Here is a 16,943-nt window from a genome sequence, read left to right on the forward strand (position 1 = left end):
ATGTTATATAATATATTTATTGAGTAGAAGAGAGCTCGGGATTATCGGGGATCTCGACCATACCCAAAACATAATCAGCGGGAATATCATCTAACTTAACAATCCGCCCGCCATATTGGTTAACAAAGGACTGTGCATCTGTGACTTCGGCAAAAGGAACCACAGCGGGGGCGCCCATGCCGCCACTTCGAGAGCTTTCAATGACGAGGGTCGCTTTGTTGATATCTACCCAAGGGCCTATTTCAGGTGTTAACCAGCTGGCTTTTCCCATATCACTGACATAAAGAGCCAGAATTTCATTACTCTCTTCGGGCAGCTTTAAATAACCAACAGCATCTCTTGTTGCCGCGAACCATATTGGTTTTTTTCGTCCTAAAATATGGATCTGAGCTTTTGGGCCGGGGTGACCTGCTGCGGTCATTCCACAAAAGTAACTTTGATCATTGGACGTTAATTCCATCGGCTCGGGGATTACGACATCTTCTTTACCAAAACAACCTGTAAGTAAGGTGAGAAATGATAAAACAAAGAGTAATTTTCCTGCCAATTTTGATAAGGAGTTTTGCTTATAGGTAAGGAGGATCATATCTCTTTCCTCGAAAAAATGTAACCCGATATAAGTAAAGGCAATGTAATCCATGAAGCCAAAGCTAATAGAGCAAATTCAGGGGGCAAAATTGCTCGACCAGCTATAGATGACATGCCTGATAATGCTGCAGTACTGTCAAATCCGGTAAGGTTGAGTATGCGAAATGAATCTGCTGGATTGAAAAGCAAGAGGAGATTAACAAAATCAGCCTTCATGTTTTCACCTTGGTCAACAACAAGGGCACCAAGTAGGGCCATATCATAAAGCAGTACAAAAAATAACCATACGGCAACGGCCAAGCCAATGGCTGTTGCACGTTCTTTGACGATGACGCTCAATAAATAACCAAGAGAGATAAAGGCACTGCCTAGAAGTATTGTTGTTATGGTTAAGCTAATGAAGATAAGGGCGTCATCTACAGAAGTAATCTCAGTATTATAAGCGATTAAACAACCCGCTGAACCATATCCAATGATCGTTGCTATGGACAATATCATGGTATGTCCGAGAAATTTTCCGAAAATGATTTGCCATCGACTTACAGGATATGTGAGCAGTAATAACATGGACCCACGTTCAATTTCTCCGACGATTGTATCGTAAGACACCATGAGGGCGATAAGCGGGACCAAAAAAACGGATAAACTGGCGAGGCTAACAGCTGTAACCTGCATCATGCTTACGTCGACGTTGCCCACTGGGGCCGTACCAACAAATGCCAAACTTAGAGCAAGTAAAGCGAGTAACAGACTGGCCGCTAGGATCCAGCGATTACGAAGGGCATCTCGAAATTCTTTGAGAGCTATTGTCCAGATCGCATTCATATCACGCGCCCTTTCTGTCGCTGAACACTGCGTAAAGCTGATCAAGAGAAGAATTAAAGAGCTCGACATCTTCAACGTCTGAACCGGCTTTACTTATATGTCTCAATAATTGCATCTTTGATTGCGGGGCACATTCAAGCTCTAAATGACGACCATTCAGTTTTGTGATGGTGGCTTGTTGAGCGCGAAGAGGGGACGCAATTTGTTCACTCATACCTTCTTTGACCGTTATGCGCATGGATAGAGGTAACCCGGCTTGTTCTCTGAGTTCATCCAATGTTCCAGAAGCAATGACCCGGCCAGAATTCATAACCGTGACGCTATCTGTTTGTGCTTCAAGCTCTGTCAATACATGGGAGCAAAGTAAAATGGTTGCGCCATCTTGTCGTAAATCACGAATGATATCGTAAAAATGAAGGCGAGCAGCGGGATCAAGACCAGATGTCGGTTCGTCTAAAAGAAGTAACCGTGGTTTTCCGAGTAGCGCCTGTGCGAGCCCAAGACGTTGTTTCATACCTTTAGAATAGGTTTTAAAACGTCGGTCCATGGCTTCCGCAAGGCCAACCATTTCCAGTAGCTCTATTCCTCGGGATTTTTTTACCTGCTTGAGGCGTGAAAAGAAGGCAATAAGTTCACGGCCCGTCATATTTGCTTCAAAGGAAATGTTTTCCGGTAAAAAGCCAATACCTTCTCTGTATTTAAACAAGCTTTGATCGCCAGGATCTTTGCCTAAAATTGAAATATTACCAGACGTCGGCTGGATCAACCCAAGGATGAGTTTCATTAAGGTCGTTTTGCCAGCACCATTATGCCCAACAAGCGCCATTAAACACCCTTCAGGGACTTCCAAATTAACGTCAGTTACCGCTTTGTGGGAAGAGTACCATTTACTTACGTTATTTAGGGTTATGCTGTTATTATTAGTCATGTTTATCATGGTTTTGTTCCTCCGGATTTTGTTCATTAGCGGAAGAAGACTGATTTTCAGCAACACTTGACATCGCTGGTGTCATAAGCGGTGCGCTGTCATAAACGCCCCCGGGCTGCAAAGAAGGAAATTGAGATTGCGACCAACGCAAGATTTCCATAGCTGGTGAATTAATCAAGAGTTTGGCAGAAGGTGAGGCCCATATAACGCGATCTAGAACATCGTTTGGTCGATAAACGCTATCGGAAATACCATCTCCGTTAAGATCGAAAGCGGGGTTATCACTCCAATAATTACCTCTATTGTTTTTGGACCAATCTAGATCACGGGTTCCGACATATTTGACTTGATGTCTGTTGCCGATAAAAGCATTTTCAGTAATGGTGTTTTGCTCCGATCCTGCTGTGAAATGAATACCGATACCACAACCTTCAAAATGATTTTTCTTAAAAATATTTTTGTTTGAATTATAAATAAAGACACATTTTACACCGCCGTTTTTAACAGAATTTCCTTCAAAAACGGAGCTGTTTGCATAGTTCAACGCAAATCCATGTTCATTGTCATTGATTGAGTGATTATTTGTTACTTTTAGCTTTTTGGAAAACATCAAGGCAAAGCCAACATCATTATCGATGGAAACATTACCTGAAACTTCGCTGTTATTGGTATACATATAGTGGATGGCAAAACGGGTATTTTTGAAGGTGTTATTGAGAAACACATTTTTTTTACTTGTGGTCGTAAAAATACCATCTCTTCCATATTGAACGGTATTTCCTTCAATGATCGACCCAGGTGTATTCCAAAGCTGGATACCATTGCCACGATCGTTGACATGGAGAACTTGTAAACCTTCAATTCGATTGCCACGGACAACGGCTTTTTTAGGCCCCCAGAGATAGATGCCGATTAAGTTGTTCTGTAGGAAATTATTTTCAACAACAGTATTATGAGCTGTTTTATGGATAAAAATTCCACTGTCTTGCTCTGACAAATCCTGCCCTGAGTTTCTAATATGCAAACCACTTATAACTGTATTTGGCGCATTAATTTTAATTGTATGACCTTGCCCTTGCCCATCAATAACAGCACCACTTTCACCTTGAATAGTGATGCTTTTATCAATGATAAGAGAACCACTGTAAATTCCAGCGGTTAGAATAATGGTATCGCCGGTTTGAGTACTCTCCAGAACCTCTGTTAAAGACTGAGATTCTGGAGACACTCTTATGGTCTTGGCCCGAGTTTCAACGGGTAGAGCAGCAACTACCATTATCCCGAGCAATACGAGAAGCTTAGATGGTTGTGCTAACTTTTTGTCGAATAATCGAGCCATAACCTTCTTTCCATTAAACCTTAAGCAGGTTCAACTAGCATACGACCGCGCATTTCCATGTGCAGGGCGTGACAGAACCACTGGCAGTAGAACCAATGAACACCTGGGCGATCAGCCGTGAACGTTACGGAAGCCGTTTGTTGTGGGCTGACTTCAAAGCAAACACCATAATTAGCAAGCGTAAAGCCGTGGGTGAGATCTTCTACATCATCAAGGTTGGTAACTACGACGGTAACTTCATCACCTTGCTTGACAGTGAATTTTTCCAAGCTGAATTCTGGAGCAACAGAGTTCATATAAACCCGAACTTTGTTGCCATCTCTAATAACATCCTGACAATCTTCCAGATCAATACCATCAGCTTTTGCCATTGCAATGGTATCAGCAAAGGTTGGATCTGTTCTTTCATAGACATGAGCCGGATTTACAACGGATCTATGAACAATGATGCAATCGTGTGGTTCAGCAAAGGTTGGTCCGTCATGAACCAGTTTCATTTCATCGCCAGAAATGTCGATAAGTTGATCATTTTCAGGCTTCAGAGGACCAACATTGATGTAACGATCCTTTGAGAATTTATTAAGAGTTACCAACCATTTACCATCTGCTTCTGAGGTTTCGCCCATAGATGTATGGTTATGCCCTGGCTGATAATGCACATCCAGCTTTTGCAAAATAGGATCAACGTCTTCGCCCTTATAGGCACGGATTGCTTTATCTATATTCCATTTACAGATCTGGCTGTCGAGGAACAAAGTGGTAAAGGCATTGCCTCGACCATCAAAGGCCGTGTGAAGAGGTCCAAGACCCAATTGTGGTTCAGCAACAATTGCATCACGGGGTTTGATCTTACCTTCAAACACATCGTCCAACAGCTCAACATCGATAACGGATACGGTTGGTGATAGTTTACCATTTACAACGATGTGGCGTTTATCAGGCGCGGCATTAACACCGTGCGGGCTGTTAGAGATTGGGATATAAGTTGTGAGTGGAGACCCTTTGAGGCCGTTTACTACAGGGACGCCGCCGTCAAAGACTTCGTAGTCACCATTTGCAACAGCTTCTTCAATGCGTTTAATATTAAATACAACGGCATGATCTTGCTCTGCAGAAGTCATCTCAGCAAGATTTACGCCTTCTTCTGAATTGTAAGAAGAAGCGATGGCATATTTACCTTGATAATCGGCATCGACGTTATCTAGGTTGCCATTGACTTTAACTTGCCATTTAACTTCCATTGTGTCGCCGTCAATGGCAGTGAAAATTGCATAATACTTGCTCGGATCATCAAGAACCGTACCATCGTTTGGAAGCGGCACCCGATGTTCGCCATTTGCAAAGATATACCCAGTGCGCGGGTATCTTTGTGGACGCAGACCATGAATGTCAGAGGCATTCGGAACTTCGATAATTTTATCAACCTTCATGATGTCACAGCGAACACGAGCAACACGCGTGTTTGCTTTGTCGTTCATAAAGATATAACGACCATCGTAAGCACCATCCGTGAAGGACATATGAGGGTGATGGAGATCACCATTTAAGTAATTACCACCACGTGTTTTTAAAAACTCTTTGGTCTGCGGAAGCAGGTTCTCAGTCAGAATTTTCCGACTTTCGTTGGTTTGTCCCCAACCCGTTGCTGAGCAGCGATTAAAAACTGGGATACGCATCAATTCACGCATGGATGGAACACCCATAATGCGTAATTCGCCAGCTTGCCCTGAGGACCAGAAACCGTAATATTCATCTAATTGCCCAGGTTCAACCTCAGCAGGATTTTTGGCGTTCGCAGGGCTAACCGTTCCAACAAGAGCTGCAGCACCAACTCCAGCCATAGTCAGCTTAGCTGATCCTCCAAGTAGGTCACGTCGTGACATACCTTTATTTTTAGACATTTCTATGCTCCTCTTTATGTACCGTTCCTGTCTCTTGTCTCACCATTAAACAGGTTCGGCGTGCTATCACCTTAAGGTGACGGTTCGGCTGCTTTGGGACTTACTTTTCCAAAGCAGCCCCATCTTTTTTGCCCTTGGCGGCTTTGCCTTTGGCTTTCTGGATGGGATTGTTAATATCTTCACTAATAAAATCAGGCACTTCCGTTGCAGGACATCCTGGATTTTTAATGGCTGAACTCTTATTGCGCAGGTCACTCAAACGTTCTTTTCTTTTGCGCTTTTGCACCATTGGTGGGCAACGATGATCGTCGTAGTATACTTCTTGGCAATGCAGGCAATATAGGCATTCGTTCGGATTAATTTCACCGGTTGGATGGATCGCCTGAACCATGCACTCCTTGGCACAGGTATTACAGGGATTGCCACAGTCATTCGGGTGTCGTTTAAGCCATTCAAACATACGAATACGACCGGGGATAGCGAGAGCCGCGCCGAGAGGACAGATATAGCGGCAGTAAAATCTTTCGATGAAAAGCCCAATAGAAAGCAATGTTACGGCATAGAGCACCCAAGGCCAGTCTCTTGCAAATTTGAGAATGATAGAGGTTTTAAAAGGCTCTACCTCTGCCCAATGTTCTGCGTCCTGAAGTGAATATAGAGATAGACCGAACAACCCTAGAAAGAGAATATATTTGATCGGCCATAAACGTTCATGCAAGCCCCATGGAACTTCTATCTGAGGAATTTTGAGTTTTTTGGCAATTTGGCTGAGTAATTCTTGTAACGCTCCAAAAGGACACAACCATCCGCAATAGGCTCCACGTCCCCAAAAAATAAGAGCACCAGCGACTGACAGCCACAGAACAAAAATCATTGGCTCCATCAGGAAATAATTCCAGCTGAAGTCGCTTAGTAGAGCATTAAAGAAGGTAAGAACGTTAACGACGGAAAGTTGAGCCTGTGCGTAAAATCCAACGAAAACAAGCGTAAAAACAAGATATGAGCTTCTTGTCCAGAACAAAAGACGAGGTCTTTGTACAAGCCACTCTTGGAAAAAGAAGATCACAGTAAGAACGGCTAGGGCAATGGAAAGTATCACTATTTCGACCTTTTTGAGGTCCCACATCCGTTTCCATAGGGCAACTCTGGCGGCGTTATCGGCTTCATCAACCTCAGAAACATCATTTGTTATCTGCTGTGTTACAGATGGTTTAGGTGCCGGTTTTTCAATTTTAAGGTAGGGTTTAGGAAGATCGTAATTGACATCAAAAGCGAGAAAGATTTTCTTGATAGCTCCAATTGGACGATTAGCCAGCAGCTCAATTCTAAAGTTTTCTGCTGGATTAAAGTCAATATCGGCAGGAATTCTGAAAAGACCAATTTCCTTGAAATAAGGAGCACCTTCTGCACCAAGATCGCCAATACGTTTATGAAGTTTATCTCTAAAACGCACACTGCTTTCACCTTGTATCAGATGGAAGCGATCAAATATCCCACCTCGCACATATCCAGAACCTTTGAAGGAATAACGTCCATTGGCAAAAACCATAATAGCTTCTTGACCAGGTTCTAAATCTGCCAGAAGATTTTTGTATTCGGCTTCACCGAGTAAGCTACGTCCTATTGAAGGGACGGATACCGGGGCTAGATAGAGATCAATATAAATATCTTCAGGATTACCTTTTTCTGGACGGGCAGCTGCTTTTTCATTTCCCGATAGAATAAAAGTATCGTTGATTTCTTTAACGGTAATTACCCGGTGACGGACACCACCATTTCCAAGCAAAGTCTGCCAATCATCGGTTTCATCGTACGATGTATCGACGGAACGGATTTCTGTTGGCTGTGTATTATCTGCATCCCCGAGTCCTGCGAGGCCGATATTTCTGGCAAATTTTATGGCTGATCGAAGAATTGAGTCTTCTATCACCATAATAGTAACAGTCGCACCACTGATCATATCAACTTCGCCAGCATCCCTGTCTTGTCCGTTACGAGAGATACTATCAATCCCGGTGTAACCAGACATGAAATTGGCGATCTTTTCTTCGGGAATACCTACCAGGACAATGGGTTCACTGTGTTTAACCAGTTTGGTACCTGTTATAATTCCTTTCGGATCAATACCAACCATGACATGGATTGGTTTTCCAGAATAACCTGTGGCATTGACAAAGTCAGTGTTAAGGTAGGCATAACCAACAAGCTCGTCTTCTTTGAGTATTTCTGCATAGGAGGGAGCGCCTTTAACAATACGAAGATCTGTTGCGCCGCTATAAAGGTCCGTGGCTGTTACTTTACTAATATATTTATCAAACACGCTCTCTGCTGGATGCGCTTTTGTTGTACTTAGAGCGAGGCAACTTAGAATAAGTATTGTAATAAATGACAGATGTAAGGCAAAAGTCGCAAACCTGTTATGGTAAAAAGCCTGCGTATCAGCGGCACTTTCACCATTTTTGGTAATTCCTATCGCCCATGCCTTTTGGTTTGGCACGAAGCATCTCCCTTCGTTACAACATAATAAGTCCTAATAGGCTTTATAATCTGCTTATTAACGGGGGATGGCTTTGATTTAGGTCAAAAGATGTAAAAATATAACATCTTTTGAGGTATTTGATTCGAATGACGTAATGAGTTGGGAAAAACAACGTTATTCTTGTTTAGGGGATAGTGTCATCCAGACGGTCCAGGTTTCGTTCGGAGCCAAAACACGCATGCCTGTTTCTTGAGGAAATTTCCCTAATGAAGTATTATTGAAGGCATCCGTGATGTGGGATGTGGGCTCAACGCAAAAGAAATTTTCATTTTCTGGTGCGTAAACGACAAGCCGGTTTAGATCTTCACTGGAGGTCAGGGACAAGGAGGTGTTTTTCTTCGGCCAATGGATAAACGCAGTCCTGGACCAGGGATCAAATTGGTTGTCACAATGGAGTTTATCAACATTGACACCTGCGCTTAAGTTCCAATTTGGTGGACAATTTTTTCTTTCTATTGGCAAACCGGTTTCATTTGTCTGCCATACTTGGCCAACTTCAGCGGTGAGGAAGGCTTTACCGTGTCGAGGAAAATAGGGATGCATGCCCAATCCTGCTGGCATCGACTTCGATGCTAGATTGGTCAGTTGGATTTCGTTGTATAGGTCTGCCCCATTTAATTTAATGATTTGCCTTGCTTTGAAAGGAAAGGGCCAAGTTGTTCCCGGATGATAAAGCTCCATTATGATGTGATTTGCTTCATGCTCTATAAGTTGCCAGTTTTCTTGCCAGCCAACACCATGAATAGAGTGAGGGTGTTTTCCAAAATTTAGCGGCAACTGATATTGCTTTCCTTCAAATGAAAACCGACCTTCTTTAATGCGATTAGAATAGGGGATGAGAGGAAAGGAGGCTTTATTTCTTTGCCCAAAGGATCTTAGGATCTCCAGATCACTTTCGCTAGTTTGGATACTGTAAGATGTTATGCAGCCGCCTTTTAAGGTTGCACTCAAAGAGGCTCTGTCATTCGTTATCTGGAGAGAAGTATTCACGTTATAAATCCGTCTTTTGTCATCGTGATTGGTATTATATAATACGTCTACTGGTTCTGGGGGATTGTCCAAAACGATTTCTATAACTTCTCGCAAAGGATGTTGCAGAATTAAATCCACATCTTATAGCGATATCTAAAATAGAAAAATCAGTTTGTTTTAAAAGCCTTTGAGCAATATCAAGGCGGATGTTTCTGTAATAAGTTGCTGGGGATGTTTTTAAGTATTTTTTGAAAAGCCGTTCAAGTTCTCGAACAGTAGAGCCGATTTTTTTGGCAAGCTCTGGAATGAGGTAAGGTGTTTCGACGTTTTCTTCCATGGTTTCAATGGCGACAGAAAGTATTTTGTTTTTTCGAATTTGAGGGTTGTCTGATGCAAGACGTTGCGGATTGTTTCCCTCTCTGAAGCGCTGGTAAATAAAGACATCGGCGACGTCAGTTGATAATTTTAATCCGTACTGAACGCGGATCAGTTGCAGCATCATATCCAAGCTGGTCGTACCGCCACCACATGTAAATCGGTTTCGATCTACGACATAGATATCAAGTTCCGTTTGAATATTGGGGTATGTTTCGGTGAAACCTTCGAAATTTTCCCAATGAACTGTTGCCTTATAGCCATCTAACAGACCAACTTTGGCGAGGATTTCACTCCCGGCATCCATGCCGCCAAATTCAGTTCCTTTGGAGCGTAATTTTCTTAAAATTGAAGCGAGTTTTTCTGTATAACTCTGCTCTACATTGTAACTGGCGCAGATAATAAGCGTTGGAATATTTTCTTCACCACCAAGTTCGGCATCAACAGTGAGCTCCATGTCATTACTGGCTCGAACAGTTTGCCCGGTAATGGAATAGAGTTTCCACTCGTATAATTTTTCTCCAACTTTCATATTTGCGGCCCGCAAAGGTTCAAGCGCGGATGAGAAACAAAGCATTGAAAAGCCAGGGATCAATAAAAATGCAATTTTTTGAGGTTTTTTGTCTGCTGGTGTTCCAAAAAGATACATTGCAAATGTCCAGTTACTTTGGATTACGTTAGGAACTTACTTCTGATTATGATCGTATTTTTTAATGAGAAAAATGTTTCATAACTTGCGCAAAATGTAAAATAGATATCGTGAATCGACCTACACTTATTTTAAAATAAACGATGCGCTTAATTTTAGCGTGCCACCATTGATAAGATGAGTAAGAGCAATGAATAACGAAGTTATTATTACCTGCCCAGTTACAGGCGCTGGTGTTAAAAAAGATAAACACACCAACGTTCCGGTAACTCCTGAAGAAATTTCAGATGCTGCTATTGAAGCCGCAAAGGCAGGAGCGGCAATTGCTCATCTGCATGTACGTAATCCTGATACAGGCCAAGCTTGTAATGACATTAACCTTTACCAGGAAACTGTTGGCTTGCTCCGTGACAAAATGAACCATCAGGGCATTGATGTTGTTATCAACATTACCGCAGGTATGGGCGGAGAGTTTGTGCCTGATGCGACGAACCCTAATAACGGCGGTCCAGGGACAGACATGCTCAATCCGGTTGACCGTCTGAAACATATAGATCTTACTCGACCAGAGATTTGCACACTTGATTGTGGATCTTTGAATTTTAGTGATTACGCTTATGTCTCTACTCCGAATATGCTGCGAGAGATGACAGCATTAATCCAAAAAATGGGAGTGAAGCCAGAAATCGAAGCCTTTGAACTTGGTCACATTTGGATGGCAAAACAGCTTATGGCAGAAGGCCTGATTGATGCACCACCTCTCTTCCAGCTTTGCCTTGGAATTCCTTATGCTGCAGAAGCAAACGGGGAAACAATGCTTGCCATGCGCAATATGCTTCCAGAAGGAGCAAATTGGGGATCTTTTGGTGTCGGCCCTACACAAATGGCCATGGCAGCCCAGTCGGTGATCTTTGGTGGACATGTCCGTGTTGGTTTGGAAGATAACCTTTATATGGAACGTGGCGTGCTTGCCACAAACGGAATGCTTGTTACGAGAGCAAAAGAGATCGTGGAACGTATGGGGGCACGTATTTTAAACGCTGAAGACGCGCGTAAGAAATTTAATGCCATTAAACAAGTTTAAGCTCTGCGGTGATTAGTAATAGGGTTCAAGAATATGACGAATGAAATAAAGACTATCGCCATCGTTGGTGCGGGTGTGATTGGTGCAGGTTGGGCCGCACGCTGCCTACATCGCGGTATCAATGTTGTCGTAACAGATCTATCTGTAGATGCTGAACGTGGTGTGCGCGAAGTTATTGCGAATGCTGAAGTCTCACTAAATAACCTCAACCTTGCGCCAAGAAGAGAAAAGGGTACGCTCACCTTTACAACAAATTTAGCTGAAGCAGTATCTCAGGCTGATTTTGTCCAAGAAAATGCACCTGAAAGAGAAGATCTAAAACGTAATTTACTTGCAGAAATTAGTAAGCACGTAGGTGATGAAGTTATTATCGCCTCAAGTTCATCGGGTCTGTTGCCATCACGAATTCAGGTTGATTGCGTTAACCCTGAACGTGTTATCATTGGTCATCCTTTTAACCCAGTTTATCTTCTGCCGCTGGTAGAAGTTCTCGGTGGCGAGTTAACAGATAACAAATACGTTGAACAGGCCATTGAGTTCTATACTTCTATTGGTATGCACCCTCTTAAAGTTAGGAAGGAAATTGAAGGATACATTTCTGACCGCCTTCAAGAAGCTCTTTGGCGTGAATCCCTGCATATGGTTGCTGATGGGGTTGCCACTACAGATGAAATTGATCAGGCAATAATTTACGGGCCAGGTCTTCGTTGGGCCTTTATGGGAACTTGTTTGACGTTCCATCTTGCTGGGGGGGAGCAGGGCATGCGTCATATGCTGGAGCAGTTTGGTCCGGCTCTCGAGCTTCCTTGGACCAAATTGAAAGCGCCAGAGCTTACGGATCAACTTATAGATCGTATGGTCCAAGGTACTCAAGAACAAGCTGATGGGTATTCAATTCGTGATCTTGAAAAACTGCGTGATAATTGCCTCGTATCCATCATGCAGTCCTTGCGCAGTTATGATTACGCTTCAGGGAGTACCTTGAAAAAGGATGAAGAGCGTCAATACGCAGATACCTCTGGATCAACGTCTTGGTCTGCAAGCGATGATCTCTCTCAACCACTAGAACTTCATACAGATAAAGTACATCCAGAGTGGGTGGACTATAACGGTCATATGACTGAATCTCGGTACCTTCAAGTCTTCGGTGATTCTTCTGATGCGTTATACCAATATGTTGGAATTGATGCTGAATATCATGCCGATGGTAATTCTTATTACACGGTAGAAACGCACATTAATAACATCATGGAAATTAATGCTCATGAACCTTTGAAGGTGACGACACAACTTCTTGGTCTTGATAACAAGCGTTTGCATTTTATTCACAATATGTACAACGCAAAAGACAATAGCTTGTTGGCCACAGCGGAACAGATGGTTCTTCACGTTGATACAAACGCTGCAAAAGCGTGTCCTGCAAAGCCGGAAGTGTTGAGTATCTTGCAAAAAATTATGGATGCCCACGCTTTGCTGCCAAATCCTGAGCGTCGAAGCCGTGAAATGGCTGTGCCGGCACCGAAGGACTGATCGTATACTCAAGACCAGAGACCTTTTAATTGTTTTCTGGTCTTGAATATCGTGCTGAAGACTATTTCGTAAAACGAAGTCCCGCGTCTAATTTAACGCCGGACAAGGTCGTATATTCTTTTATTCAAACGGATGTTTACCAGAAATTTTCTGGTTTCATAGGAGCAGATTATGGACTTTGGTCTTTCTCAAGAACAACAAATGGTCGTTGATACCGTACGTGATTTTGTTGAAAAAGAGCTCTACCCGCATGAGAATAAAGTTGAAGAACTTGGCTATGTTCCCGCTGAAATAACCAAAGAAATCAGAGAAAAAGTACTCAGTCTTGGGTTTTATGCGGCCAATATTCCCGAAGAATTTGGCGGTGGCGGCCTTGACCATGTGACACTGTCATTGATGGAACGCGAACTCGGTCGTGCATCTCAGGCTTTAAGCGTTATTTTTGGTCGTCCGTCCAATATACTTTGCGGCTGCACAGGTGATCAGATTGAAAAGTACTTGTTGCCTGCCATTCGTGGAGAAAAAAACGACTGTATCGCCTTGACCGAACCAGATGCAGGATCCGATGTACGGTCCATGAAAGCATCGGCTCTAAAAGACGGGGATGACTGGATACTCAACGGCACTAAGCATTTTATTACTCATGCGGACGAGTCCGATTTTGCGATTGTCTTTATTGCCACGGGTGAAGAGGAAACATCCCGAGGAACCAAAAAGAAAATAACATGCTTTTTGGTTGATAAAGACACACCGGGTTTTGAGGTTAGAGATGGATATAAGTGCGTGTCTCACCGTGGTTATAATAACTCTATTTTGAATTTTGATAATTGCCGAGTTCCGTCTTCTCAGATTTTAGGTGAAGAGGGCACAGGGTTTGACGAGGCAAATACCTGGCTTGGTGCTACGCGGTTGACGGTGGCAGCTATGTCTGTTGGCCGTGCCCAACGTTGTTTTGATATGGGGGTCGCGTGGGCTGCAGAGAGAAAGCAATTTGGTCAGGCTATCGGCAAGTTTCAGGGGGTTTCATTTAAGCTGGCTGATATGGCTACAGAGATCCAAGCTGCAGAGTATCTGACACTTGGTGCCGCCTGGAAACTTGATCAAGGTATTTCCGCAGATCAGGATATTGCGATGGCAAAACTATTTGCCACTGAAATGCTGGGTAAAGTCACAGACGAGACGTTACAGATATATGGTGGTATGGGGCTTATGAGTGAATTGCCGATTGAACGCTTTTGGCGTGATGCTCGGGTTGAACGGATCTGGGATGGAACCAGTGAAATTCAACGTCACATTATATCGCGGGGTCTTCTCCGTCCTCTTGGGAGTTAGGTTGATATGACCTCTCTTACAAACATAAAGAGGCTCCTAAGCCCGAAATCGATCGCAGTCGTCGGGGGTAGAGAAGCTGCAGAAGTTATCAGACAATGCCAAAAAATGGGTTACGAAGGTAATATTTGGCCTGTAAACCCAAAGCGTGACAACGTTGAAGGATTATTCTGTTATGCATCAATAAAGGATTTACCTGCTGTCCCCGATGCATCTTTTGTGGCAATTCCACGCGGCCCAGCAGTCAAGGTCATTGGTGAGCTGGCACAAATGGGAGCAGGGGGCGCGGTATGTTATGCATCTGGGTTTTCCGAAACAACAGACGGCGCGCCGTATCATGACGCCCTCATATCTTGTTCAGGTGCTCTCGCCGTTGCCGGTCCAAATTGTTACGGTGTGTTGAACTATCTGGAGGGGGCTGCACTTTGGCCAGATCAACACGGAGGCGAGACAGTAGAACGTGGTGTTGCAATTATCACACAGAGTGGCAACATTGGCATTAGCCTGACAATGCAAGATAGGTCGTTACCACTTGCTTTTATGATTTCCGTTGGCAACCAAGCCATTCTTTCTATTCCCGATTATATCGAAGCTTTGTGTGAAGATGATCGCATCAGCGCTATTGGTCTTCATATGGAAGGAATTTCTGACATACCCGCTTTCTGTCGTGCGGTCGAAAAAGCACGCCATAAGGGCGTTCCTGTCGTAGCTCTCAAAGCAGGAGGATCGGAAATTGGTGCTCAATTGACAATGAGCCACACGTCAACGCTTGCAGGGTCTGACACGCTCTATAGTGCTTTGTTTTATCGTATTGGCATTGCCAGAGTTCACTCCTTGTCCGAACTCATTGAGACCCTCAAGTTCTTGCATGTCGTCGGACCTCTCTCTGGAAACAATATTTCTTCGCTGAGCTGTTCTGGTGGAGATGCTGCATTGGTTGCGGATATGGGCAGTAAACTTGATTTACAATTTGGGCCTATTCCAGAACAACAAACCCGTGAATTAGAAGAGCAAATGGGTGAGAAGGTTACAGTTTCTAATCCTTTTGATTATCACACCTATATTTGGGGAAATTTGGTTGAGAAAACAAATTGTTTTACGCGCCTGATGCAAGGCGGGTACGACGCTACGCTTTTGGTTTTGGACTACCCTAAAGAGCAGCTCGGTCAAGCGCCTGATTGGGATATTGCAGTGCAGGCAATGATCGCTGCGCAATTGGCTTCTGGGCATCAGGCCGTTGTTATTTCTACCTTACCGGAAAACTTACCAGCATACGCACGTAAAGTTTTGATTGAAAATAATGTTGTTCCTCTTCAGGGGTTGGATAATGGCCTGAAGGCGATCAATTCTGCTGCTTGGATCGGACGGCGCTGGCAGAAAATAAATGAGTGTGATGCCAATACCATATTGAATGAGCGTCATAACTTCATTGGCGAAGTTGAAATGTTAGATGAAGTCCATGCCAAGCAGCTTTTAAGCCAATACGGACTTCGTGTGCCTCAAAGTAAAACGGTTCCTATTGATCAAGCAGGAAAAGTATCAGAAGAGATTGGTTATCCTGTAGTTGTTAAAGCAGTTTCTAACAATTTAGCCCATAAAACGGAAGCCGGAGGCGTTGCCTTAAATCTCTTAAATAGAGACATGGTTGAGAATGCTTCACAAAAAATGCGCAGGTTGACCGATGTGGTTCTTGTTGAAGAAATGATAACAGATGTGGTTTCTGAAATCATTATCGGCGTGAGTCGAGACCCACAGTTTGGTTTGTCAATCGTGGTTGGAAGTGGTGGCGTGTTTGTTGAGTTACTTAAAGATTCAACCCCATTACTTCTACCGGCCTCTCGAAATGATATAGATACAGCCTTAAAGAGCTTGAAGCTTTATCCCATGATGGATGGGTATCGAGGCTTAGTGAGAGGTGATATTACAGCACTTACTGATACGATAGAGAAACTTATCCATTTCGTTGAAGAAAACGATACACGACTTATGGAAGTGGATATCAACCCGGTTATGGTATTACCCGAAGGCCGGGGCGTTATATTAGCCGATGCCATGATCCGTATGGCTAAACAATAAATCTGTTACTCGGGAAGCTGTGGAAATGAATGATGTAATTAAAGTTGAACAACGCGGTGCTGTACTAGAAGTAACGCTTGATCGTCCTAAGGCTAATGCAATTGATGCCAAAACCAGTTTTGCTTTGGGAGAGGTCTTTTGTAAGTTTCGAGATAACTCTGATCTTCGGGTTGCGATCTTAACCGGAGCAGGAGAGAGGTTTTTTTCAGCAGGCTGGGATCTTGTTGCAAGCAGCGAAGGGGAAGCGCCCGATACGGATTATGGTCCAGGTGGTTTTGCGGGAATTACTGAGCTTCACGATTGCTACAAACCAATCATTGCGGCTGTAAACGGTATGGCTGTGGGGGGCGGATTTGAGCTTGCTTTGTCTGCAGATCTTATTGTTGCAGCAGATCATGCGCAGTTTTTCCTCCCGGAAGTAAAAGTTGGGTTAATTGCAGATGCGGCTTCTTTCCGTTTACCAAAGCTTTTACCTAAAGCTTTGGCTATGGAAATGCTTTTAACCGGACGGCGTATGTCTGCCGATGAAGCATTGAAGTGGGGATTGGTAAATCAGGTTGTTTCTGGCGAAGATCTCTTAAGCACAGCACGCGCACTTGCAGATCAAATCCTTGAAGCTGCTCCTTTGTCAGTTAAGGCGGTAAAAGAAGTTATTCAAAAAACCCAAACTCTTGATATTGAAGAGTGCTATCAAGAAATGCGCAGCGGAAATTGGAAAAACTATGAACAGTTGCTTATCAGCGATGATGCCAAAGAAGGATCGTTGGCCTTTGTTGAAAAGAGATCTCCGGTATGGACAGGCAAATAG

Annotated in this window: 13 protein-coding genes; 5 read left to right on the plus strand and 8 right to left on the minus strand. The window is 43.5% G+C overall.

Features of this window, described 5'->3' with window-relative positions; genetic code table 11:
- Nucleotides 1–16: 16 nt before the first annotated feature.
- From ACFSKO_RS15555 to ACFSKO_RS15590, 8 genes are all read right to left on the minus strand, one after another.
- On the minus strand, nucleotides 17–586 hold the full coding sequence (locus ACFSKO_RS15555) for a nitrous oxide reductase accessory protein NosL (protein ID WP_380253281.1): 570 nt from the start codon (nucleotides 584–586) through the stop codon (nucleotides 17–19).
- On the minus strand, nucleotides 583–1,482 hold the full coding sequence (locus ACFSKO_RS15560) for an ABC transporter permease subunit (protein WP_380253283.1): 900 nt from the start codon (nucleotides 1,480–1,482) through the stop codon (nucleotides 583–585). The genes ACFSKO_RS15555 and ACFSKO_RS15560 overlap by 4 nt, the downstream gene beginning before the upstream one ends.
- Nucleotides 1,415–2,350, minus strand: a complete 936-nt coding sequence (locus ACFSKO_RS15565) for an ABC transporter ATP-binding protein (RefSeq protein WP_380253285.1) — start codon at nucleotides 2,348–2,350, stop codon at nucleotides 1,415–1,417. The genes ACFSKO_RS15560 and ACFSKO_RS15565 overlap by 68 nt, the downstream gene beginning before the upstream one ends.
- Nucleotides 2,334–3,569: a nitrous oxide reductase family maturation protein NosD gene (locus ACFSKO_RS15570; protein WP_380253287.1), complete on the minus strand. Its 1,236-nt coding sequence runs from the start codon at nucleotides 3,567–3,569 to the stop codon at nucleotides 2,334–2,336. The genes ACFSKO_RS15565 and ACFSKO_RS15570 overlap by 17 nt, the downstream gene beginning before the upstream one ends.
- A 131-nt stretch (nucleotides 3,570–3,700) precedes the next feature.
- Nucleotides 3,701–5,581, minus strand: a complete 1,881-nt coding sequence (gene nosZ / locus ACFSKO_RS15575) for a TAT-dependent nitrous-oxide reductase (protein WP_380253289.1) — start codon at nucleotides 5,579–5,581, stop codon at nucleotides 3,701–3,703.
- A gap of 100 nt (nucleotides 5,582–5,681) precedes the next feature.
- Nucleotides 5,682–8,078 carry a 4Fe-4S binding protein gene (locus ACFSKO_RS15580; RefSeq protein WP_380253291.1) on the minus strand — a complete coding sequence of 799 codons (2,397 nt, stop codon included), beginning with the start codon at nucleotides 8,076–8,078 and terminating at the stop codon, nucleotides 5,682–5,684.
- A 156-nt stretch (nucleotides 8,079–8,234) separates the two neighbouring features.
- A complete protein-coding gene (locus tag ACFSKO_RS15585) occupies nucleotides 8,235–9,110 on the minus strand; it encodes an aldose 1-epimerase (RefSeq protein ID WP_380253293.1) in 876 nt (291 codons plus the stop codon).
- A 34-nt stretch (nucleotides 9,111–9,144) separates the two neighbouring features.
- Nucleotides 9,145–10,116: a GlxA family transcriptional regulator gene (locus ACFSKO_RS15590; RefSeq protein ID WP_380253295.1), complete on the minus strand. Its 972-nt coding sequence runs from the start codon at nucleotides 10,114–10,116 to the stop codon at nucleotides 9,145–9,147.
- A 190-nt stretch (nucleotides 10,117–10,306) separates the two neighbouring features.
- Between ACFSKO_RS15590 and ACFSKO_RS15595 the strand changes: the two genes are divergently transcribed.
- From ACFSKO_RS15595 to ACFSKO_RS15615, 5 genes are all read left to right on the plus strand, one after another.
- Complete coding sequence (locus tag ACFSKO_RS15595) at nucleotides 10,307–11,200, plus strand: beta-keto acid cleavage family enzyme (RefSeq protein ID WP_380253297.1); 894 nt, start codon at nucleotides 10,307–10,309, stop codon at nucleotides 11,198–11,200.
- A 33-nt stretch (nucleotides 11,201–11,233) separates the two neighbouring features.
- Complete coding sequence (locus ACFSKO_RS15600) at nucleotides 11,234–12,730, plus strand: carnitine 3-dehydrogenase (protein WP_380253299.1); 1,497 nt, start codon at nucleotides 11,234–11,236, stop codon at nucleotides 12,728–12,730.
- 171 nt (nucleotides 12,731–12,901) lie between these two features.
- Nucleotides 12,902–14,062: an acyl-CoA dehydrogenase family protein gene (locus ACFSKO_RS15605; protein WP_380253301.1), complete on the plus strand. Its 1,161-nt coding sequence runs from the start codon at nucleotides 12,902–12,904 to the stop codon at nucleotides 14,060–14,062.
- Between the two features lie 6 nt (nucleotides 14,063–14,068).
- A complete protein-coding gene (locus ACFSKO_RS15610; protein WP_380253303.1) occupies nucleotides 14,069–16,135 on the plus strand; it encodes an acetate--CoA ligase family protein in 2,067 nt (688 codons plus the stop codon).
- Nucleotides 16,136–16,160: 25 nt separating this feature from the next.
- The gene (locus ACFSKO_RS15615) at nucleotides 16,161–16,943 is read left to right on the plus strand and encodes a carnitinyl-CoA dehydratase (protein WP_380253305.1); all 783 of its coding nucleotides are present in this window, start codon (nucleotides 16,161–16,163) and stop codon (nucleotides 16,941–16,943) included.

The organism is Kiloniella antarctica (assembly GCF_042682825.1).
GTDB lineage: Bacteria > Pseudomonadota > Alphaproteobacteria > Kiloniellales > Kiloniellaceae > Kiloniella > Kiloniella antarctica.

Bases quoted from the DNA above. Each gene is read 5' to 3' on its own strand.
- ACFSKO_RS15595 (WP_380253297.1), top strand. From the start codon at position 10,307: ATGAATAACGAAGTTATTATTACCTGCCCAGTTACAGGCGCTGGTGTT.
- ACFSKO_RS15615 (WP_380253305.1), top strand. From the start codon at position 16,161: ATGAATGATGTAATTAAAGTTGAACAACGCGGTGCTGTACTAGAAGTA.
- ACFSKO_RS15600 (WP_380253299.1), top strand. From the start codon at position 11,234: ATGACGAATGAAATAAAGACTATCGCCATCGTTGGTGCGGGTGTGATT.
- nosZ (WP_380253289.1), bottom strand. From the start codon at position 5,581: ATGTCTAAAAATAAAGGTATGTCACGACGTGACCTACTTGGAGGATCA.
- ACFSKO_RS15565 (WP_380253285.1), bottom strand. From the start codon at position 2,350: ATGATAAACATGACTAATAATAACAGCATAACCCTAAATAACGTAAGT.
- ACFSKO_RS15610 (WP_380253303.1), top strand. From the start codon at position 14,069: ATGACCTCTCTTACAAACATAAAGAGGCTCCTAAGCCCGAAATCGATC.
- ACFSKO_RS15555 (WP_380253281.1), bottom strand. From the start codon at position 586: ATGATCCTCCTTACCTATAAGCAAAACTCCTTATCAAAATTGGCAGGA.
- ACFSKO_RS15590 (WP_380253295.1), bottom strand. From the start codon at position 10,116: ATGTATCTTTTTGGAACACCAGCAGACAAAAAACCTCAAAAAATTGCA.
- ACFSKO_RS15605 (WP_380253301.1), top strand. From the start codon at position 12,902: ATGGACTTTGGTCTTTCTCAAGAACAACAAATGGTCGTTGATACCGTA.
- ACFSKO_RS15560 (WP_380253283.1), bottom strand. From the start codon at position 1,482: ATGTCGAGCTCTTTAATTCTTCTCTTGATCAGCTTTACGCAGTGTTCA.